Here is a 19,963-nt window from a genome sequence, read left to right as displayed (position 1 = left end):
GAGAAGGAATATGGACATCCGGGTAGCTGGCCACCAGGTCGAGACAGGTCAGGCGTTCCGGGTTCATGTCGACGATCGGCTGAAGCAGATCGCCGAAACCTATTTCAAGCGCGTGATCGGCGCGACGGTGACCCTGGGGCCGGGCCCGCACGACAGTTTCCAGTGCGATATCGTGATGCATGTGATGCAGGGCGTGGTGCTGAAGGGTTCCAACCGCGCGGGCATCGCCAACACCGCTTTCGATGGCGCGGCAGACAAGATCGAAAAGCAGCTGCGCCGCTATATGCGCCGCCTGAAGGACAAGTCCGGCGGTGCCACACTGAACGGCCTGCCGCTGGCGGAAATCCCCGACAATGCCGAATACCGCATCTTCGAAGCCGACATGGATTCAGAGGAAGCGGCAGACGCCCCCCTCACCATCGCCGAAACCCGCGTCGACATCCCCGAGGCGAGCGTATCCGACGCGGTGATGATGCTGGATCTGCGAAACACCACCGCCCTGCTGTTCAAGAATAGCGGGACAGGCGCCCTCAACATGGTCTATCGGCGCGAGGATGGAAATATCGGCTGGGTGGAACCCCGTGCCTGATACGTTCCGGCCCGTTCGCAGTTGAGGGACTGCGGCACGGGCCAGGCTCCGGAAGCAGGGTTCCGTGCCGCATCTTCCCACTGTTTCCCCGTTGGACTTTTGTAATGGATTTGAATGACCTGCTTGAACCTTCGGTGGTGGCCTTCGATTCAACGGCCACCAGCCCGAAGGCTGTGCTCGAACGTGCCGCCGAACTGCTTGCCCCCATCTGCGGCGTTTCCGCGGAAGAGATCGTCGAGGCGCTGGACGCCCGCGAGCGCGACGGGACGACCGGATTCGGCAATGGCACCGCGATCCCGCACGGCCGGCTGCCGGGCGTGGATACCCTGCATGGCGCTGTCCTGCGGCTGGCGCACCCTATCGAGTGGAACGCCGTGGATGGCCTGCCTGTCGATATCTTCTTCGTGCTCGTGGGGCCCGAAGCCGGCAGCGCCCAGCATCTGAAGACGCTTGCCCGCGTCAGCCGGGTGCTGCGCGATACGGCCTTTGTGGAAAAGCTGCGTGGGGCCGGCGATGCCGGCGCCCTGTGGGCCTTGCTGTCGGCGGACTGGCGCAAGGCAGCATGAGCGGCGATCCCCACCTGCAGGGCCTCGAACGCCTCTATGCCCAGGCGCCGGTAAACGGCGTCTTCGCCTCCCGCCTCGTCCTTCCGGCGCGCGGCCGCGCCGAAATCCGCTTCGAAGTGAAGCCCGACATGTTCCACGCCGCCGGCGCCGCCCACGGCACCATCTATTTCAAGATGCTGGACGACGCCGCCTTCTATGCCGCCAACTCGATGGTGGAGGATAATTTCGTCCTCACCACCCAGTTCAACCTCTTCCTCACCCGCCCGGTAAAGTCCGAACGCCTGCTCGCCATCGGCCAGTGGGTGTCGGGCGCCCGCCGCGTCCTCATCGCCGAAAGCCGCCTGCTGGACGAAGCCGGCGAGGAAGTCGCCCGCGGCCAGGGCACTTTCATGCGCTCGCGCATCCGCCTCGCGGATCTGCCCGGATACAGCGATGGATCTGCCTGAACACGTCCTTCCGGCCAGCACCCAGGTGGCCGCTCTCAGCCGCCAGGTGCAGTCCGCAGGCGGCTTCGCCACTGTTCTGCACAAAGGGAACAATTGGGGCTCTGCCTTGCTGTTGGTGCACCGGTCGGGGCCGAATCTGAAGGCTTATGAAAAGGTTCCGTCCTTCGATGGTCAGGCACAATGGCGGCTGGCAGCGGAAGGCGATTCGGCGGTGGAGAAGTTTGTTGCAGCGCAGCAAAGGTTCGATACGGACCTTTGGGTGCTGGAACTGGATATCGCTGATGTGGCACGCTTCGTCCCGGGATTGAGCGCCCAAGCTTGACCCTTTCCGCCGGATGAACAATTGGCCGGCCGTGCATTGTGTCGGACATATGACACCCACCATGAAGGGTTCGTCCGTCAGGAGCTGGAAACGGTTCCCCAGTGCACCGGCTGTTCTGGGCGGAACAGCTGGAGCTGAAGGCGCGGTTCGCGCGTGATGCAGCCCCGGTGGCAATTTCCCGCCGCCGGCCCTGCATCCGCAGCCCCAGGAACCGCGAGTGATGAGTTTTCGATGCGAAATCCTGTGCGGCTTGCGGCCATTCTGGCAGCGGCGATTGTGCTGCTGGCAGCCGGTAAAGCCCCCAACGGCGACCTCGAGTTCCTGAACGAGATCGCCGCTGCTCCCACCGAAGAGCAGATTGCCCCCATCTACGATGACGGAGCCAGCGCTCCCGTAGTGGCCGAGCCCGATCTCGGCCTGGTCCTGCCCGAAGCCGGCTCCCTGACCCAACTGGTGCAGGAAGTGCGCAGCTCCGAGCCGCAAACCCTCGATCCCGAGATGAAGTGCCTCGCCTCGGCCGTCTATTATGAATCCAAGGGCGAACCGCTCGACGGCCAGCTCGCCGTCGCCCAGGTCATCCTGAACCGCGTCGAAAAAGGCCGCTTCGGCCGCGACGTCTGCGCCGTGGTCACCGCGCCGAAGCAATTCAGCTTCGTCTCCGGCGGTCAGATCCGCACCCCCGCCCAATCCGCAAACTGGGAAACGGCCAAGGCCGTAGCCCTGATCGCCATCGGCGGCGGCTGGCGCGAAATCGTCCCCGACGCGACGCACTTCCACGCCACCCGCGTGAACCCGGGCTGGAAACTCACCCGCGTCGCAACCGTCGGGCAGCACGTCTTCTATCGCTGATCGGCGCTGAGCCTCCGGCGGCCGGGCTCTGCCCGGACCCGGCAGGGAAATGATTTCCCTGCACCCTCAAAGCTGGAACTTCGTCGGCAGGCCTTGCGCGCGTGACATTGATTTGATTGCGCCTTCGGCACGGGTTCGCTCGCGCCGAAGGCGCAATCAATCATCTGGAGCAACCTGAACGACTTGAACCCTAATAAAGGGGTGAAGGGGTCAAAACCCCTTCCGGGGTGCAGGGGCAGAGCCCCTGCGTTCCAAAAGAAATGATCGCGACAAAGAGCGGGAAACGGCCTTTCGGCATACACACGGCGTGCACGGACGTTCCCAGATCAGAAAAAGCTCGCCCGGCGTATCAGTACATCGCTGGACAGCGGCAGATGCAAGGCGCCGTATTCCTTGCCCCATAAACGAGTCCAGAACCGATCACCGCACCCCCGCCCACCACATCACCCCCCCGGTCGCCCGCGGCCAGCCATAGCCATTCACCCAAACCGCATCGATGTCCCCCGGCCGCTGCGCAATCCCTTCGGCGAGGATCTTCTTTCCTTCCTCCACCATAGGCTCCAGCAGCCGTTGCAATATCTCGTCCTGCGTATGCTCGCGCGGTGTCCCGCCCTTCTCCGCCACATAGTCGCGGATCATCTTTTCCACGATCGGGCTCGGCGTCCGGCTGCGATCCGGCCCATAATCATAGAACCCCGCCGACGTCTTCTGCCCCCGCCGGTCCATCTCGCACAGCCGGTCGCGCAGCGTTTCCCCCTTCGACGTCTCCTTCGACCAGCCGATATCCAGCCCGGCCAGATCGCTCATCTGGAACGGCCCCATCGGGAAGCCGAAATCGGTCAGCGCCCGGTCCACTTCCCACGGCATCGCCCCTTCCAGCAGCAGCGCGTTCGCCGCCTGCTGCCGGCGGGACAGCATCCGGTTGCCGATAAAGCCGTCGCAGACGCCGGAAACCACCGGCACCTTGCCGATCTTCACGCCCACTTCCATCGCCGTCTTCAGCACATCGGGCGCGGTCTGGCGCCCTCGCACCACTTCCAGCAGCTTCATCACGTTCGCCGGCGAGAAGAAGTGCATCCCCAGCACATCGGCCGGCCGCGACGTGGCCGAAGCAATCTCGTCCACATTCAGATAGCTGGTATTGCTGGCCAATATCGCCCCGGGCCTGGCAATCGCATCCAGCTTCGCAAACGTCTCCTTCTTCACGGCCATATTCTCGAAGATCGCCTCGATCACCAGATCGGCGTCCTTCAGATCTGGGAGCTCCAGGCTCCCCGTCAGCAGTGCCATCCGCTGCTCGACCTGCTCCGCCGTCAGCTTCCCCCGCTGTGCCGAGCGGTCGTAATTCCCCCGGATCACCTTCAGCCCCCGATCCAGCGCCGCCTGCTCGCGCTCGACGATGGTCACCGGAATGCCGACATTGGCAAAGTTCATGGCAATGCCGCCGCCCATCGTCCCCGCCCCGATCACGCCGACCCTGTTAACCGGCCGCACCGCCACCTCCGCTCCGATGCCTTCCACCTCGGCCGCCTTCTTCTCGGCAGCTGCGATATGCGCCAGTGCGTCCGCCTGTTGGTCGACACTCATCTTTCACTCCCCGTCGCTATTCCCTACATGACGCAGTCTAGGAGACCGGACGATGGACGCAAGAATTCGTGAGACGCTGGCGGGGCTGGACATCCGCGCCGAGATCGAACGCCTCCGCAAGGAGCGGAATGCCGTCATCCTCGCCCATTATTACCAGACGCCCGAGCTGCAGGATCTCGCCGATTTCGTCGGCGATTCGCTGGAGTTGAGCCGCAAGGCCGCCGAAACCGACGCCGATGTGATCGCCTTCTGCGGCGTCCGCTTCATGGCCGAGGTCGCCAAGATCCTGTCCCCGCAGAAAACCGTGATCCTGCCCGACATGGACGCCGGCTGCTCGCTGGAAGACAGCTGCCCCCCCGACGAGTTCGGCGCCTTCCGTGCGGCACACCCCGATCATATCAGCCTCACCTACATCAACTGCTCGGCAGCGGTGAAGGCGCACTCCGACATCATCGTCACCTCCAGCAGCGCCGAAAAGATCATCAACGCGCTGCCGAAAGACCAGAAGATCCTCTTCGCACCAGACAAGCATCTGGGCGCCTGGCTGAACAAGAAGACCGGCCGCGACATGCTGCTGTGGGACGGCACCTGCATCGTCCACGAAGCCTTTTCGGAAACCGAGCTGCTGAAGCTGAAGGCGCTGCACCCCGATGCCCCGGTCGCAGCCCACCCGGAATGCCCGGCCTATATCCTGGACCACGCCCACATGATCGGCAGCACCAGCGCCATCCTGAAGTTCGCGCTGGAAAGCCCGGCCAGCACGATCATCGTCGCCACGGAACCGCACATCATCCACCAGATGGAAAAGGCTGCGCCCAACAAGATATTCATCGGCGCGCCGGGCGCAGACGGCAACTGCAGCTGCAACATGTGCCCCTACATGGCCCTCAACACGCTGGAAAAACTCTACCTCTCCCTGCGCGACCTGCAGCCGAGGATCGAAGTTCCCGAACCGCTCCGCCTGCGCGCCCTGCTGCCGCTGAACCGGATGCTGGCGATCGCCAGCGGCGCTGCGACCGACCTCACCCCGGCGCAAACCTTTCCGGCAGTAACGGGGGACTGATCCGGCAGGCAGCGATGTCGGCAGCGCACCGAAACAGACCGGTTTCCATCGACTTTCCCGACGACAAATGCTCAAAAAGCCTGCGCAGACAGGAGGCCGCTATTGGAACGGGGCGAACGACCTTTCAGGATCCAGCCGAACTGGTTGCCTGCCCTGCTCGTCTATATCGTCTATAACGGCATCATCTTCACGACCTGGTGGCTTTCGGGCGCGCGATATGGCGATATGGTTTCCGAGAAGGTCGCCTTTACCAGCCTCGTCCTGCCGCTTGGTCTGGGCGCCCTATTCTGCCTGGGCGCCGTCACCTGGCTCGGCTGGTGGAGGCCGGCAACGCAAGAGGCAGGCCGCGCCGGGCCCTGGTGGGCAGCGGCGCTGGTCCTCATCGGCATGGTCGGCATGGTCGTCGTCAACGGTGCCGCGGTAAGCTGGTCGGCCTTTTCTCCGGCGCATCTGGCCATGCTTGTCGCCGCCGGCATCCTCGTCGGCTTCAACGAGGAGCTGGTTACGCGCGGGGTGCTGGTAACGGGGCTGCGCGGATCGACCCGAAGCGAGGTTCATGTCTGGTTCTGGTCTTCGGCGCTGTTCGGGGCGATGCATATTCCCAATGCGCTGTTCGGCATCCCGCTGTACGCCAGCCTGATTCAGGCGGTTTTCGCCTTTCTGATGGGCGGCGCTTTCTATGTGCTTCGGCGTGTCAGCGGCGGGATCTGGCCGGCGATGCTGCTGCACGGCGCCTGGGATTTCACATCCTTCAGCGCCCAGGCCTCGGGCGTGCATCCGCCCCTTTCCCCGCTGTTCCAGTTCGGCACCTACGCGCTCGCCATCATCGCCCTGGCGGCGCTGTTTGCACACGGGCGCGCACGGAATCCTCTGCCATGAACATCATGCTGTTCCTGCGCTCGTTGAGCGAGCTGCTGTACGAGGTGATGAGCTGGTTCATCTTCTGGCCGATCAGCCTGTGGCGGGCGATCGTGCATCCGGTCCGCACCATGCACCAGACCGAGGCGCAGCTGCAGCTGCCCGACGACGAGCAGTTTGTCGAGACGGTGAGCCCGCCGGTATTCCTGATCCTGGCGCTGCTGGTGGCGCAGGGCATTTCCACCGATGTCCTGGGTGTCGACTCCATCGTCGCCAGCCAGAGGGGCCTTGCGGCCCTCGTGTCAGACAACACCACCCTGCTGATCCTGCATGTGGTGGTATTCGGACTGTTCCCCGCGCTGCTGGCAACGCGCAGCGTGCGGCTCTCCGGGGAAACGCTTACCCGCAAGAACCTGCGTCCGTTCTTCTTTGCGCAATGCTGCCCGGCCACGCCGTTCGCGCTTGCGCTGAGCCTTGGCGGCACGGCTTCCCGGCATCCCGACACCCGGGTGCAGACGGTCGGGCAAGTGCTGATGTCCCTGGCGCTGCTCTATTATCTGGTGGTGCAAACGCAGTGGTTTGCCGGGCGGTTCGCGCGGTCGATCCCCCGGGCGTTCGGCGATGCCTGCCTGTGCCTGGTGTCCAGCTTCTCGTCCCTCATCGTGGCCGGCCTGCTGTTTTCGATCTAAGGCACAGCTGGCAAATTTTCTTGCCGTCAGGCGGCCGTCCCCGCTAGCAACAGGGGATGAAACAGATTGCCATTGCCGCCGTGCTTGCCGCCGCCACCCCCGCCCTCGCCCAGACTGCTGCTCCGGCCCCCGCCGATCCGCACCAGTGGCTGGAGGACATCACCGGCACGAAGCAGCTGGAATGGGTCCGCGCCCACAACGCGAAATATCTGCCCGAACTGGAATCGACGCCGGGCTTTGCGGAATGGCGGGCGAAGGCCGAAACCATCCTCCAGGATCCGCGCCGGATCGCCTACCCGACGGGCGCCAACCCCTCGGGCGTGACGAAAACGCAGGTCTTCAACTTCTGGCGCGACAAGGACCATGTCCGCGGCATCTGGCGTGTAAGCCCGCGCGCCGCCTTCGACGCCGGCAAGCCGGAATGGACGACCCTCCTCGACATGGATGCGCTGGAGGCATCCGAGAAGAAGAACTTCCAGTTCGGCGGCGCCACCTGCCTTGCGCCGGATTACAGCCGCTGCCTCGTCGGCCTCTCCGTAGGCGGCAAGGACGCCGAGGAAGTGCGCGAGTTCGACACCGTCGCCCGGCGCTTCATCCCCGCGTCGGAAGGCGGCTTCTTCAGCCCCGATGCCAAGCAGACGCTGGCCTGGCTCGACAAGGATCGCCTCCTCGTCACCACCGCGTCCGGCCCCGTGACCACCTCGGGCTATGGCCGCGAAGCCCGCCTCTGGCAGCGCGGCACGCCCTTCTCCGCCTCGAAGCTGCTGCTCACCGCCGGCGAAACCGAAATGGCGACCTTCCCCGCCAGCTTCGGCGAGGGCGAAGGCCGCCGCGCCACCATCACCCGCGCGCTCACCTTCTGGACCGGCAAGGTCAACCACCTGATGGCCGACGGCACGCTCGTCGCCAGCCCGCTGCCGGATGATGCCGATTTCCGCTTCATCGCCAACATCGGCGGCGACGGAAACAGGGGCGGCCCGCGCGCCTATGCCCTGCTCCGCACCGACTTCAACGGTATCCCCGCCGGCAGCCTCGTCTCCTACGCCGTGCCCAATGTCGGCAAGCTCGGCCCGGTCGAGCGCGTCTTCACCCCCGGCCCGACGCAGGCGATCAACAATGTCGATGCCTCGGGCAAGGCGGTCTATGTCTCGCTGCTGGACAATGTCTCTGCCAAGCTGCTGCGCTTCTCCGCCGGCCCGGAAACCCGCAATGGCCCCGGCCTGCTGGTCGCCGAAGTCGCCATTCCAGCCAACTCGGCGCTCGGCCTTGTCGCCACCGACGACGCCGACACCCTCTACGCGAATGTCGTCGGCTTCACCGAGCCGTCGCGGCTGATGAAGTCGGAAAACGGCGGCGCGGCGGTCACCCTCGCCTCGGCGCCCGCCTTCTTCGACGGCTCCAGGTTCGAAGTCTCGCAGCGCTTCGCCACCTCGAAGGACGGCACGAAGGTTCCCTATTTCATCGTCCGCCCCAAGGGCGCCAAGGGCCCGCTGAAGACGCTCTACTGGAGCTATGGCGGCTTCGAGATCGCGCTCACGCCCGCCTATCTGTCGCCGGAAAACCAGATGTGGGTGGAGGCCGGTAACCAGTATGTCGTCGGCAACATCCGCGGCGGCGGCGAATATGGCCCGCGCTGGCACCAGGCGGCGCTGCTGGAAAAGCGCCAGAACAGCTACGACGATCTGCACGCCGTCGCCGAGACGCTGAAGAAGGAAGGCCTCGCCTCGAAGATCGCCGTGCACGGCCGCTCCAACGGCGGGCTGATGTCGTCGGTCGCCTACACCCAGCGCCCCGACCTCTATGACGCGGCGCTGGTGGGTGTGCCGCTCGCCGACATGAAGCGCTATCACCTGCTGCTGGCAGGCGCCTCGTGGATGGCCGAATATGGCAATCCCGACACCAGCGACTGGGAGTTCATCCGCAAGTACAGCCCGTATCAAAACATCCGCAAGGACGCCAAATACCCCCGCGTCTTCTTCTACACCTCCACCAAGGACGATCGCGTCCACCCCGCCCACGCCCGCAAGATGGCGGCCGAAATGGAGGCGCAGGGCCACCCGATCTATTACTACGAGAATATCGACGGCGGCCACGCCGGCGTCGCCAACCTGAAGGAAAGCGCCTACCGCTCCGCGCTGATGCTTGCCTATCTGAACCGCGAACTGAAATGAGCGATTTCGATCTGGCCGCCTTCGTCGAGGCGACGCTGGCCGAAGATCTCGGGATTGAGGGCGGCGGCGTCCCCGACGCCGCCCGCGATATCACCGCCACCGCCTGCCTGCCGGCAGACGCACGCCTGAAGGCCGTGCTCGACAGCCGCGATGCCGTCACCGTCGCCGGCCTCGAAATCGCTGCCGCCTTCTTCCGCCGCCTCGATCCCGGCTGCCGGATCGAGCTTCTGGCAAAGGACGGCGACAGCGTCCCCGCCGGCACCGACCTGCTGCTGGTGGAGGGCAACGCCCGCGCGCTGCTCGCCGCCGAACGCTCGGCGCTCAACACGCTGCAGCACCTCACCGGCATTGCCACCCTCACCCGCAGCTATGTCGACGCCATCGCCGGCACCACCGCCACCCTGCTCGACACCCGCAAGACCCTGCCGGGCCTGCGCAGGCTCGAGAAATACGCCGTCACCCAGGGCGGCGGCAGCAACCACCGCATGGGCCTGTGGGACGCGCCGATGGTAAAGGACAACCACATCGCCGCCGCCGGAGGCGTCACCGAAGCCGTGCAGGCCTGCAAGGCCGCCGGCCTCTCCAACATCACCGTCGAAGTCGATCATATCGACCAGATCGAACCGGCCCTCGCCGCCGGCGCGGACCGCCTGCTGCTGGACAACTTCACCGTTCCGGACCTGCACGCAGCCGTCGCCCTCGTCGCCGGCCGCGTCCCCACCGAGGCCTCGGGCGGAGTCAACCTGACCACGATCCGCGCCATCGCGCAGACCGGCGTCGACTATATCAGCGTCGGCCGCATAACCCAGTCCGCCCCCGCCGCCGACGTCGGCATGGACTATCGCGACTAAAGCTCAGCCGGCCATGCCGCCCGGGGCTTGCCGCCCTCGCACACGTCGCGCACCAGCCCCTGCGTCTCCGGCAGCCCGTTCTCGCGGTCGAACGCGCTCAGCTCGCCGCTCGCCTGCAGCGCCGCATAGGCCCCCAGCAGCTCGCGCCAGCTCGCGCAGGCAGCCGGAATGTCGCGCAGATTATACAGAATCCCGCCCTGCGTGCGCAGCGCCGAGTTGCGCGACCGGCGCGCCCCCGGCGCCTCTCCCGCCAGCAGCACCAGCCGGTCGTGCGCGCGCATCACCCGCGCCATCGCCGCCTTGCTCGCCGCCACATCGCCCCGGTCTGCCATCACCTGCGCCTGCACTTCGCCGGCAATCGCCTGCATCTGCAGCGCGCCGGCATCGTCCGGGTCCAGCGCCGCCATCCGGTCGGCGAGCCGCACACTCTCCTCGATCGCAGCCTTCGCCTCCGGGTCACGCTCGTTGGTGCGGTGAACCACGGCCGCATACCAGAGCGACACCGCAAGCTTGCGCATAGCCGCCGGATCGTCCGGCGTTTCCGCCAGCAGCCCCCGATTGATCTCCACCGCCCGGTCCAGCGTCGCCCGCGCCTCGGCCGTCTTCTTCAGCTTGTGCTGCGCTTCCCCCAGCAAGCGCAGGTTCGCGCTCCGCGCAGCCCGTATCTCCTTCGCTCCCCTCAACGAAGTCGGCAGCCCGGCGAGGAACTCTTCCGCCTTCCGGTGCAGCGGCTCCGCCCCCGCATAGTCGTTGTTCCAGCCGAAACTGTCGCCTTGCGTCTGCAACGCCGTCGCCATCAGCCGCGCGGCGTCCGCATCGCGCGCGGCAAACGGCGCAAGGGCCTTCTCCGCCGCCTCCGCCTGCGCCCGCGCCGCATCGGCGTCATTGTTGTTATAGAGATTGGTCCCCGCCTGCTCCAGCCGCAGCGCCGCAAAGGCCCGCGCCACTGCCTCGTCGCCGGGATTGCGCGCAAAGGCGGGCGCCAGCAACGCATCCGCCTTCGCCAGCAGTGCATTGGCATCGGCATATCGCCCCAGCGACTGCTGCTGCCCGCCGCCGGTCACCTCCGCCAGCCGCACAAAGCCCCGTCCCGCCTCGGCCCGCACATCGGCCGGCGCATCCTCCATCGCCGCCAGCGCCTCCAGATAGGCAAGCGCCGTCTTCGCCAATGTCTCCCGCGCCCTGGTGGCGCCGGGCACCCGGCTCACCTCGTCATACACATCGAACAACAGCGCCCCGGCGATGCTGCGTGTCTGCTCAAAGCGCGCCTCCGCCTCCGCCTCCGCCTGCCGCGCCCGGGCATTGGCAATGCTGACGGCGATCAGCCCCCCCACCAGCGCCGCCAGCGCCAGCCCGGCCGCCGCCACCGCCACCCGGTTCCGCCCGGCAAACTTCCGCAGCCGATACAGTTCGCCGCCGTGCACCGCGGCCACCGGCTGCCCCGACCGCAGCGCCGCGATATCCGCCGCCAGCGCATCCGCACTCGGATAGCCCGGCGGCTCGGCCGTCGCCGCCCCGATCACGGCCGCCAGCTCCACGCCCGGCTCCGGCACCAGCCGCTTCAGCAGCCGCCCCAGCGCCGCGATATCCGTCGCCGTGCTCACCCCCTCGACATCGGTCGCCCGGGCAATGCCGAAGTCGATCAGCTTCAGCGTCCCATCGCCCTGCACCAGCACGTTCAGCGGCGTGATGTCCCGGTGCACCACCAGCCGCTGGTGCGCATAGGCCACCGCCCGCGCCGCCGTCTCCACCAGCGCCAGCCGGCCGTCCTCGCCCATCCCGCGCGCGTTTGCCCAGCGGTCGATCGGCTCGCCCTCGATCAGCTCCATCACGATATAGGGCGAACCGTCGGCCGTCTCGCCCCCATCATAGAGCCGCGCGATATTCGGGTGCTGCAGCCCCGCCAGCGTCTGCCGTTCCGCCCGGAACCGCTCCGCCAGCACATCCGACAGCAGCCCCGGCTTGATCAGCTTGATCGCCGCCTCGTGCGCGAAGTCGCCTGCATCGCGCACCCCGCGATAGACGGCGCCCATCCCGCCCCGCCCGATCAGCGCCGTGATCCGATACTGGCCGATCCGCTCCGGCAACGGCGCCGGCCCCGACAGCCCCAGCGCCGCCGCCCCCGTCCGCAGCGAGGCGATGCGATCCGCCTCCAGCATCGCTTCCAGCCGCGCCTTCACGGCGCTGTCCTGCGTCCGCTCGGCAATCCAGCGCGCACGGCTCGTCTCCGGCACATCCAGCAGATCGTCGAACAGCGCCAGGGCGACGCGTTCGGTCTCCAGATCAGCCATCGATGCGGTTTTCGATTGCATCCTGCAGCCAGGCGCGCGCCGTCCGCCAGCGCCGCTTCAGCGTCGCCTCCGACAAGCCCGTCACCTCGGCGATATCCCCCATCGCCATGCCCCCGAAATACCGCATCTCCACCAGCTCCGCGAGTTGGGCGTCGATCGCCCCCAACCGTGTCAGCGCGCTTTCCAGCGAAATCAGGTCAATCCGTTGCCCGCCGTCGATATCGGCGTTCAGCTCCACCTTGTGGTGGTGCCGCTTGTCGGTGCCTTTCTGTCGGGCATGGTCCACCAATATGTTCCGCATCAGCCGCGCCGCCAGCGCGATCACATGGTTGCGGTCGGCGATATCGATCCGCCCCATCCGCACCAGCTTCAGGATCGCATCGTTGATAAGGTCGCCCGACGAGAACGACACATGCCGTTCCCGCCGCATCTGTGCCGAGGCGATGGTGCGCAGCTCCGGATAGAGCAGCTCCACCAGCCGGTCGCGCGCGGCATCGTCCCCGCCCCGCCAGCGAAGGATCAGTTCATCAATGCGCAGCGATGCGTTCATGCCGGCCCCCGATGGCAAGGCTAGGTGATGGGTTCGCGACACGCAAGAAAAGTACGGCTGCGCCAAATGTCGCTGACCCGAAATGCCGCAAAACCCCGCTTGATGGGATGAGGGGCGCGATGGTGGGCATCGCTCCCCGCAACAGGGAGCTCATCATGCTTACATCAGGGTTGAAACTGTCCGCCGCACTTCTGCTGGCGGCGCCGGCCATCGCAGCGCCGGTCGATCTGTCGGGTTGGACGGCCGAGGGCACGTCGAAAAACTGGGTGGTGCAGCCCGGGAACAACAGCGTGCTGCAAACGGTGAATGGCAATCCGACCGTATTCTATGGAACGTCGAACGCCATCGGCAACAAGCTTTCGGGCACCATCCGCGTCGGCGCCGATGGCGACGACGATTATATCGGCTTCGTGCTCGGCTTTGATCCGGGCGAGCTGTCCGCCGCCACGCCCGACTATATGCTGATCGACTGGAAGCAGAACAACCAGGATGTCGCCAAGCGCGGCCTCTCCATCTCCCGCGTGACCGGCGCCATCCAGAACGGCCAGAACAACGCCCCCTGGGCGCACACCGGCGTCGTGCAGGAGCTGCAGCGCGGCGCGACGCTGGGCGATACCGGCTGGGTCGATAACGTCACCTACAGCTTCGACCTCTACTTCTACGCCAGCAACATCCAGGTCTGGGTGGATGGCGTGAAGCAGATCGACCTCGACGGCAGCTTCAGCGATGGCCGCTTCGGCTTCTACAACTATTCGCAGTCGAGCGCGCTCTACGCCGGCATCATGGAAGACGTGCTGCCCCCGATCGACCCGCCGGTCGGCGGTATCCCCGAACCCACCACCTGGGCGATGCTGATCGCCGGCTTCGGCCTGGTCGGCGGAGCGGCTCGGCGGCGGCGGGGCAATCTTGTAGCAGCCTAAGCGGCTGCCACGCGGCGGAAAGGGCGGCGGGGGGGGAAGGGCCCCGCCGCCTTTTTTGATTGGGATGCTCTGCATCCTGTTCCGCGCAATAAGCGCGGGCGGCCGTTTTTGTTGGCGCTTCGCGCTGGTTCCGCGCACTTGCGCGGGCGCGCATTCGCGCTTGCGGCCTTTGGCCGTTGTGTTGTGCTTTGGGGGCGCTGCCGTCAGTCCTTCTTCGCCCCACCCGTCATCGCGCTGGTCATCAGCTTCTGCCACGCCTCAAAGCCCGGCACGCCGTTCGTCCAGGTCGACATCAGCTTCTGCCAGTCGTCCGGGGTCGGCCCGTCCATCGTGAAATGCTTCATCCGCTCCACCCACGCCTCGTGCAGCGGCGTCAGGTCGGGCAGCCCCAGGAACGCCCGCGCTTCCGCCGGGGTCGCCTCTATCTCGAACTCGAATTTCATGGCTCATTCTCCTCGAAAGACGGGAAGCGGCGCGGAAACCTGATGTCCCCGGGCGCCCGCGGGGCATTCTGGATCAGCTCGGCCCGCACCCGTACCGTACGGATCGAAATACGGACCTCGATCGAAAAGGCGATCAGCGCTGCCATCAGCAGCAGCAGCGCCAGCATGAACAGCGCCGGCACCAGCTTGTCGGGGTGCAGTGGCGACACCGCGGAAATGAACAGCAGCGTGATCAGCACGCAGACGATGATGGCAGACGCCACCGCCAGCCCCACCGCCCGGTTCGCCAGCAGCATCCGCCGGTCCAGCGTCGCCAGCTCCTGCCGCGCAATCGCCTGCCGCGTCAGGTCCAGCTCCGGCCCATCCAGCAGCGTCGCCTCCAGCTTCCGCGCCCGGTCGATCACCCGCCCCAGCCGCGTTGTGATCACCGAAAGAAAGGCCCCGATCGCTGTCAGCAGGAACACCGGGGCAATGGCCAGCTGGATGGTCTGCGCCAGCAGCGAGATCTCCGGATTGGACAATGGAACCATGGGCAACAGGGGTAGTTGGCACGGGCTGCAAGTCAAGCCGCAGGGCGTTGCGCGGAATTTCCCAACCCTTGGGAAAATTAACGGAGGATTTGCATTACATTCATCCTGCGGCAAGCTGATGGTCGCCACGCTATGGCTTAACTATTTGAAAATAAACAAAACATAAAATCATGCCAAGGTTGGCACGCTACCTGCAATGCATATGGCATCAACCCGATAACAGGAGCGGAACGATGACCACGATGACGAACAACCCGATGTTTAGCCTGGTTCTGGCAGTTGTGGCGAGCGCCACGATGCTGAGCTTCACCGCAGTCCCGGCCGAAGCCAAGAGCGTGAAGGTGGAAGTGTCGAGCTACGATCTCAACACCCCCGCCGGCCGCGCCACCGTCGAACGCCGTGTCCACACCGCTGCCAGGAGCGCCTGCTCGGCCGGTGGTGTCGACTTCAAGAGCTTCACCGAGCGCAAGAGCTACACCGACTGTGTCGACGCCGCCGTCGCCAATGCCCGGCTGCAGATGGCCCAGTTCGCCAGCAAGACCCAGCTGGCCTCGCGCTGATTGATCGGTCGAGCGGCGGATACCCCTCTCTCCCGCCGCAAGATCTTCCCGGTGGCCGGCCCCAACTGGTCACCGGGAGCTGAATAGCGAGTTTCGGCGGGGATTATCCCCTCTCTCTCCCCGCCGAAAGAAAAGGATGGCCCGGTGGATCCCCTCATCCGCCGGGCCGTCTGATTCCGCGGCATGGGAACCGGCGGCGATCTGTGCCATGAAAGCCGCATGGCCACCACCGTCACCAACAACGAAGCCCGCAGCCGCTACGAACTGGAAGCCGATGGCGTGCTGTCCATCTGCGAATACCTGCTCGATGGGAACCGCATCATCTTCCACCACACGCTGGTGCCGTCCGAACTGGAAGGCCGCGGCATCGGCGCCAGACTGGTGACGGCGGCGCTCGACGACGCGGAGTCAAAGGGCCTCGAAATCGTGCCGCAATGCTGGTTCGTCGCCAAGGTGCTGGAGCGTCGGGCCGCCAGATAACGGCCAACTGCGCCCTGCCTGAATCTGTTAACTATTTATCCACAGGCGCCGAGAGTTGAATTCCGGCGCATTTTGCTGCATTGCACACTTCAATCAGGGTCAACAGGAGTTGGGCATGCGTTTGCGTCATCTTGCAGCCTTTGCGGCTGCATCGCTGCTTTCCGTCGCCGCTCAGGCCGGCGTCTTCATCACTGCCGGCAACACCTCGGGCGAACCGACCTGGAATCGCACAACCGCCGGCAACCCGCCGACGACACTGTCTCCCGTCGGCACCGCCGTTCCCTATGAAGTGACGGCCATCACCGTCGATTTCACCGGCATCTACGGCTTCTCGTCGGTCGCCCTTTATGATAATTTCCTGCATCTCTATGTGGGCAGCTTCGATCCGTCGAACCAGTTCGCCAATCTGCTGGTCGCCAACGACGACGCGCCGGTCATCGGCACTTCGGGCTTCTTTCAGTCGCTGACCGCCGGCCTCACCTATTATGTCGTCGCCTCCGGCTTCGCCAACTACGATGCCGGCGGCTATCTGCTGACGGTGGCCGGCCGCGGCAACATCAGCGAAGTGGTCCCGGGCGTGGTGCCGGAACCCGCCGCCTGGGCGATGCTGATCGTCGGCTTCGGCGCCGTGGGCTTGGCTGCCCGCCGCCGGCGCGAGGCTGCCACCGCCTGAGGCGAAGACTTGCAAGGATCCGAGGGCCGGCGGCCGACCGGGGAAGCACTTCCCCGCCGGCCGATCCGGCCCTAACCTTGTCTCCCACCCAGGAGACACAGGCATGACGGACGCGCTTCCCAGCTGGAACGAAACCGCGGTAAAGGCGGCGATTGTCGCCTTTGTGGAGAAGGTGACGCGGGACGGATCGCCCGATTATCTGCCGCCGGCCGAACGCATCGCCACCTTTGACAATGACGGCACGCTCTGGTGCGAGCAGCCGGTGCAGGTGCAGGTGCTGTTCGCGGGTGACCGGCTGCAGCAGCTGGCGGAGCAGCGGCCGGAACTGAAGGCGCAGGAGCCCTATCGGTCCTATCTGGCGCGCGACATTGCGAGCATGAAGGCGCTGGGGAAGAAGGGGTTGATGGAGATCGCCGCCGCCACCCACGCCGGGCTGAGCGCGTCGGAGATGCGGGCGGCGGTGCGCGCGTGGCTGAAGACGGCGGTGCATCCGGTGCTGAAGCGGCCGCACACGGAGGTTGTCTATCAGCCGATGCTGGAGCTGCTGGACTATCTGCGCGCCAACGGGTTCCTGGTGTTCATCGTGACGGGCGGCGGGGCGGATGTGGTGCGGACGCTTTCCGAGCAGGTCTATGGCGTGCCGCGCCACATGGTCGTCGGATCGGCGATGAAGGTGCAGATGGAGGAGCGCGACGGGCGGATGGAGATCCAGAAGCTGCCCGAGCTGCTGACCTTCGACGACCGCGAGGTGAAGCCGGAGAATATCGAGATCCACATCGGCCGGCGGCCGGTGCTGGCGTTCGGCAACAGCGACGGCGACCTGGCGATGCTGCGCTATACGCTGACGGGCGAGGGGCCACGGCTGGGGCTGCTGCTGCACCATGACGATGCGGAGCGGGAGTTTGCCTATGACCGGGATTTCAAGCTGAGCCCGTTGGCGGAGGCGTTGGATCAGGCGGGGGCGTATGGGATCAGCCTTGTCAGCATGGCGCGGGATTGGCGGAAGGTATTTCCCCAAGCATAGGCGGCCGCGATTAGCGCGCAGCGCTAACTCGCGGACTCGCCGCCGCGCCCGGCCGGCGGGGCGTGGGCGACCGCCCACGAACCCGTCCGACGAGCGGGCGTTCCGCCGGAGGCGGACAAACAAGATTCCCGCAACCTTTCTTCTCTTCCGTCCAACCAAACGGACTCGGCGGCTGCGCCGCCGGCCGTGCACCGCCGCACACCCCTGTTGGGGATTTACCCAGGCAAAGTTCCCAAACTTCACACCTGCTCCTGCACACGCGCGCCGGCGCCTGCGAGCGCGCGCGTAGCGAAACGGACCTGTGTAGGACAGAAGAAGTTTTCGCCTTCAAGCACCGGTGCATTGGCTCGTTTTGGCAGGAATGCCGCTTGTAGGACAGAGCTGGTCAGCGCGGATTGAAGCGGAAGATGCCGATCTTGTTAATGGTAGGATCGGGCAGTTCGGTCTGACCATATCAATGAGAATATGGATGGCCGTGCCCATGCGTCCAGCTTGACAACCTGAATGTTATCCACAGAAATCTGTCAGCACAAACTGACGTCGTTATCACGAGGCGCTTTCATTCGGGGACATGTCGAGGGCTGCTAATAGTCCCGTATATGATTGTTATTAATGAAAAATATAGAGTCCATGTGGCATTGCGGAGAACTGTTGATCCGCCCACGGACTCGATTCCGATCGGGAGTCAAGCCCTTTGCTGCTTGCAAATGTGGAAAAGTTTCCCTAGATATTGATTCGGCCACGCAGAAGCGCGTGTCCAGTTCCGGAGCCCGCACAAGTCCTTGTGCGGGCTTCCGCGTTTCTATACTGTATTTAGATGCAAATCGCGTTCCTGGACGAATTCGGCCATATCGGCCCGTATGTGAGTCGCAAGGATCCAAAATACAACAGCAGTCCGGTTTTCGGATTGGCGGGTTACGTGATTCCACATGATCGCGCCCGCGATTTTTCTACATTCTTTCTCAAGCTGAAACAAAACTTGCTTGAAAACGAGATAAAATCAAGCGGTTCCCATCCTGCAACGTGGGAGAAAAAAGGCTCAGAGTTGATAACAACTCGAAATATTGTACGTTATCCTGCAGTCAGAGATGCACTATTTAGATTGCTGAGAGAGCTGCAACGCAGGCAGGGGCACATTATATATTACGGTAGAGTAAAATATTTAGCACCCGATGAGTGCAAATCGCACGGCCTATACACCACAGTTCTTAGTCATACCATAAGATCTGTGGATTCCTACTGTTGTCGCAGGAAAGAATTGTTCATGATGATTCTCGATCAGCATTCTGATCGGATTAGACTCCTCGAAGCAGCTACAAAAACGATGTTTGGAGCAGAGTCGCCGGCGCGCTGCCTGATAGAGCCTCCATTTCAAGTCGAATCTCACCTGTATCAAACAATACAGGCTGCCGATTGGATCGCTACGCTCGTAGGGCGAATTCAAGCATTCCGAGCAAAACCAGAAGAGTATGCAGCTTGGGAATGGGCAGAAAAATACTATGGTGAAGCCGTCGATAGACTGGCAACTGATTCACGAATGTGGCGACCTAAAGAGGTCCAAGCAAGCTTGCCGCTCGAGAAGCCACCAATCAAAATATTCACTCCGCCGCATTTGCCTGTTGCAAAAGCGGCCCCAAATACCCCCCAGTAAACCCCTTGCCCGACGCCACAACATCCTCAGGCGTCCCGGCCACCACCACGCTTCCACCACCAGGCCCACCCTCAGGCCCCATATCAATCACCCACTCGGCGGTCTGGATGACCTCCAGATTGTGCTCGATCACCACCACGGTATTACCCTGATCGACTGCGCCTGCAATCCGGTCGCCCGGCGCGGCTACCAGCGTCCGCCGGCAGCCTCGATTGCCCGAAGCAGGGCCCGCTTCGAATCCGTGCGACGAGTTCCGCTGTTGCGGGGTAGGATGGGTTCACCGGCTTCGGCCCGGCGCTGCAGCAGCCAGGCACCGAACGCGGCGAGATCGGTTCGTTGCATCCCGGTATCGGGATCAGCCGTCCAGGGCGGCGGCACCATATTCACCCGAGGTCTCCTCGCCTATTCTGCGGTTCAGATACAGGGAAACGTGAGATTTGCCTATCGCTGTGCGTTTGGTGCTTGGGCCCCGGCTCAAGGCCGGGGTGACGGGTAGGGGGGCGGGTGTACGGCGTGTGTTTGCCAGCAGTGGGAGTTGCGTATGACCAAGGGTGGCTGGGTTTACTTGATGGCGAACCGGCCGCGTGGGGTTTTGTATGTTGGGGTGACCGCTGATCTGGCGGCTCGGGTGCTGGCGCATCGGGAGGGGCGGGGGTCTGCGTTTGCTGCGAAGTGGCGGTGCCGGACGTTGGTTTGGGTTGAGTGGCACGACGAGATTGTCGTCGCGATTGCGCGGGAGAAGACGGTGAAGCGCTGGCGTCGGGATTGGAAGATTGCTTTGGTGGAGGTGGGGAATTTGGAGTGGGTAGATTTGCTGGACGTGTCTTGCGGGTCGGTTCGGGGATAGGTC

The 19,963-nt window shown here is 64.6% G+C and carries 22 protein-coding genes and 2 pseudogenes; 17 read left to right on the top strand and 7 right to left on the bottom strand.

What is annotated here, in order from left to right; translation table 11 throughout:
* Nucleotides 1-10: 10 nt before the first annotated feature.
* From hpf to IM784_RS11170, 5 genes are all read left to right on the top strand, one after another.
* Nucleotides 11-589 carry a ribosome hibernation-promoting factor, HPF/YfiA family gene (gene hpf, locus IM784_RS11190; RefSeq protein ID WP_199555404.1) on the top strand — a complete coding sequence of 193 codons (579 nt, stop codon included), beginning with the start codon at nt 11-13 and terminating at the stop codon, nt 587-589.
* 104 nt (nt 590-693) lie between these two features.
* Nucleotides 694-1,155: a PTS sugar transporter subunit IIA gene (locus tag IM784_RS11185; protein WP_199555403.1), complete on the top strand. Its 462-nt coding sequence runs from the start codon at nt 694-696 to the stop codon at nt 1,153-1,155.
* Nucleotides 1,152-1,601, top strand: coding sequence for a PaaI family thioesterase (locus IM784_RS11180; RefSeq protein ID WP_199555402.1), 450 nt, complete (start codon nt 1,152-1,154; stop codon nt 1,599-1,601). The genes IM784_RS11185 and IM784_RS11180 overlap by 4 nt, the downstream gene beginning before the upstream one ends.
* Complete coding sequence (locus IM784_RS11175; RefSeq protein WP_199555401.1) at nt 1,588-1,923, top strand: DUF1491 family protein; 336 nt, start codon at nt 1,588-1,590, stop codon at nt 1,921-1,923. The genes IM784_RS11180 and IM784_RS11175 overlap by 14 nt, the downstream gene beginning before the upstream one ends.
* A gap of 231 nt (nt 1,924-2,154) precedes the next feature.
* Nucleotides 2,155-2,772 carry a cell wall hydrolase gene (locus IM784_RS11170; protein ID WP_199555400.1) on the top strand — a complete coding sequence of 206 codons (618 nt, stop codon included), beginning with the start codon at nt 2,155-2,157 and terminating at the stop codon, nt 2,770-2,772.
* A gap of 420 nt (nt 2,773-3,192) precedes the next feature.
* Here IM784_RS11170 and IM784_RS11165 read toward each other — a convergent pair whose 3' ends face one another.
* Entirely contained in the window at nt 3,193-4,359 is a 1,167-nt protein-coding gene (locus IM784_RS11165; RefSeq protein WP_199555399.1) for a 3-hydroxyacyl-CoA dehydrogenase, read from the bottom strand.
* Nucleotides 4,360-4,411: 52 nt separating this feature from the next.
* Between IM784_RS11165 and nadA the strand changes: the two genes are divergently transcribed.
* The 5 genes from nadA (at nt 4,412) to nadC (ending at nt 9,991) form a co-directional block, all read left to right on the top strand.
* Nucleotides 4,412-5,422, top strand: coding sequence for a quinolinate synthase NadA (gene nadA, locus IM784_RS11160; protein WP_199555398.1), 1,011 nt, complete (start codon nt 4,412-4,414; stop codon nt 5,420-5,422).
* 144 nt (nt 5,423-5,566) lie between these two features.
* A complete protein-coding gene (locus IM784_RS11155) occupies nt 5,567-6,301 on the top strand; it encodes a CPBP family intramembrane glutamic endopeptidase (protein WP_199555397.1) in 735 nt (244 codons plus the stop codon).
* Complete coding sequence (locus IM784_RS11150) at nt 6,298-6,969, top strand: hypothetical protein (RefSeq protein ID WP_199555396.1); 672 nt, start codon at nt 6,298-6,300, stop codon at nt 6,967-6,969. The genes IM784_RS11155 and IM784_RS11150 overlap by 4 nt, the downstream gene beginning before the upstream one ends.
* 56 nt (nt 6,970-7,025) lie before the next feature.
* Nucleotides 7,026-9,140, top strand: coding sequence for a prolyl oligopeptidase family serine peptidase (locus IM784_RS11145; protein WP_199555395.1), 2,115 nt, complete (start codon nt 7,026-7,028; stop codon nt 9,138-9,140).
* A complete protein-coding gene (gene nadC, locus IM784_RS11140; RefSeq protein WP_199555394.1) occupies nt 9,137-9,991 on the top strand; it encodes a carboxylating nicotinate-nucleotide diphosphorylase in 855 nt (284 codons plus the stop codon). Before IM784_RS11145 ends, nadC begins: the two co-directional genes overlap by 4 nt.
* Here the strand turns inward: nadC and IM784_RS11135 are convergent.
* Nucleotides 9,988-12,282: a serine/threonine-protein kinase gene (locus IM784_RS11135; RefSeq protein ID WP_199555393.1), complete on the bottom strand. Its 2,295-nt coding sequence runs from the start codon at nt 12,280-12,282 to the stop codon at nt 9,988-9,990. The two genes, nadC and IM784_RS11135, sit on opposite strands and share 4 nt — an antisense overlap.
* The gene (locus IM784_RS11130) at nt 12,275-12,832 is read right to left on the bottom strand and encodes an ECF-type sigma factor (RefSeq protein WP_199555392.1); all 558 of its coding nucleotides are present in this window, start codon (nt 12,830-12,832) and stop codon (nt 12,275-12,277) included. Before IM784_RS11130 ends, IM784_RS11135 begins: the two co-directional genes overlap by 8 nt.
* A 155-nt stretch (nt 12,833-12,987) precedes the next feature.
* Here IM784_RS11130 and IM784_RS11125 point away from each other — a divergent pair, with 155 nt between their 5' ends.
* Nucleotides 12,988-13,752 carry a PEPxxWA-CTERM sorting domain-containing protein gene (locus tag IM784_RS11125; RefSeq protein WP_199555391.1) on the top strand — a complete coding sequence of 255 codons (765 nt, stop codon included), beginning with the start codon at nt 12,988-12,990 and terminating at the stop codon, nt 13,750-13,752.
* A 203-nt stretch (nt 13,753-13,955) separates the two neighbouring features.
* Here the strand turns inward: IM784_RS11125 and IM784_RS11120 are convergent, their stop codons facing one another.
* Together IM784_RS11120 and IM784_RS11115 are read right to left on the bottom strand one after the other, a co-directional pair.
* On the bottom strand, nt 13,956-14,195 hold the full coding sequence (locus IM784_RS11120) for a DUF6489 family protein (RefSeq protein ID WP_199555390.1): 240 nt from the start codon (nt 14,193-14,195) through the stop codon (nt 13,956-13,958).
* Nucleotides 14,192-14,725 carry a DUF2721 domain-containing protein gene (locus IM784_RS11115; protein WP_199555389.1) on the bottom strand — a complete coding sequence of 178 codons (534 nt, stop codon included), beginning with the start codon at nt 14,723-14,725 and terminating at the stop codon, nt 14,192-14,194. The genes IM784_RS11120 and IM784_RS11115 overlap by 4 nt, the downstream gene beginning before the upstream one ends.
* A 233-nt stretch (nt 14,726-14,958) precedes the next feature.
* Here IM784_RS11115 and IM784_RS11110 point away from each other — a divergent pair, with 233 nt between their 5' ends.
* From IM784_RS11110 to IM784_RS11090, 5 genes and pseudogenes are all read left to right on the top strand, one after another.
* The gene (locus tag IM784_RS11110; RefSeq protein ID WP_199555388.1) at nt 14,959-15,285 is read left to right on the top strand and encodes a UrcA family protein; all 327 of its coding nucleotides are present in this window, start codon (nt 14,959-14,961) and stop codon (nt 15,283-15,285) included.
* Between the two features lie 183 nt (nt 15,286-15,468).
* Nucleotides 15,469-15,765 carry a GNAT family N-acetyltransferase gene (locus tag IM784_RS11105; protein ID WP_199555387.1) on the top strand — a complete coding sequence of 99 codons (297 nt, stop codon included), beginning with the start codon at nt 15,469-15,471 and terminating at the stop codon, nt 15,763-15,765.
* A 574-nt stretch (nt 15,766-16,339) separates the two neighbouring features.
* Nucleotides 16,340-16,438, top strand: a pseudogene (locus IM784_RS17755) (PEPxxWA-CTERM sorting domain-containing protein); the annotation flags it as partial.
* Nucleotides 16,439-16,541: 103 nt separating this feature from the next.
* Nucleotides 16,542-17,462, top strand: coding sequence for an HAD family hydrolase (locus tag IM784_RS11095; protein ID WP_199555385.1), 921 nt, complete (start codon nt 16,542-16,544; stop codon nt 17,460-17,462).
* A gap of 817 nt (nt 17,463-18,279) precedes the next feature.
* On the top strand, nt 18,280-19,113 hold the full coding sequence (locus IM784_RS11090) for a DUF3800 domain-containing protein (protein ID WP_199555384.1): 834 nt from the start codon (nt 18,280-18,282) through the stop codon (nt 19,111-19,113).
* Here IM784_RS11090 and IM784_RS17750 read toward each other — a convergent pair.
* Both IM784_RS17750 and IM784_RS11085 read right to left on the bottom strand, forming a co-directional pair.
* Nucleotides 19,061-19,270: pseudogene (locus tag IM784_RS17750) on the bottom strand (hypothetical protein); the annotation flags it as partial. The gene IM784_RS11090 and the pseudogene IM784_RS17750 sit on opposite strands and share 53 nt — an antisense overlap.
* Nucleotides 19,271-19,299: 29 nt before the next feature.
* A complete protein-coding gene (locus tag IM784_RS11085; protein WP_235977093.1) occupies nt 19,300-19,494 on the bottom strand; it encodes a hypothetical protein in 195 nt (64 codons plus the stop codon).
* A gap of 160 nt (nt 19,495-19,654) precedes the next feature.
* Between IM784_RS11085 and IM784_RS11080 the strand changes: the two genes are divergently transcribed.
* A complete protein-coding gene (locus tag IM784_RS11080) occupies nt 19,655-19,960 on the top strand; it encodes a GIY-YIG nuclease family protein (RefSeq protein WP_199555383.1) in 306 nt (101 codons plus the stop codon).
* Nucleotides 19,961-19,963: the final 3 nt, after the last annotated feature.

Origin of the sequence: Sandaracinobacteroides hominis, from assembly GCF_016464365.1 — a bacterium.
In the GTDB taxonomy this organism is placed as follows: domain Bacteria; phylum Pseudomonadota; class Alphaproteobacteria; order Sphingomonadales; family Sphingomonadaceae; genus Sandaracinobacteroides; species Sandaracinobacteroides hominis.
The sequence above is the reverse complement of the archived record's forward strand: the minus strand, read 5'-3'. Positions and strand labels throughout refer to the sequence as shown.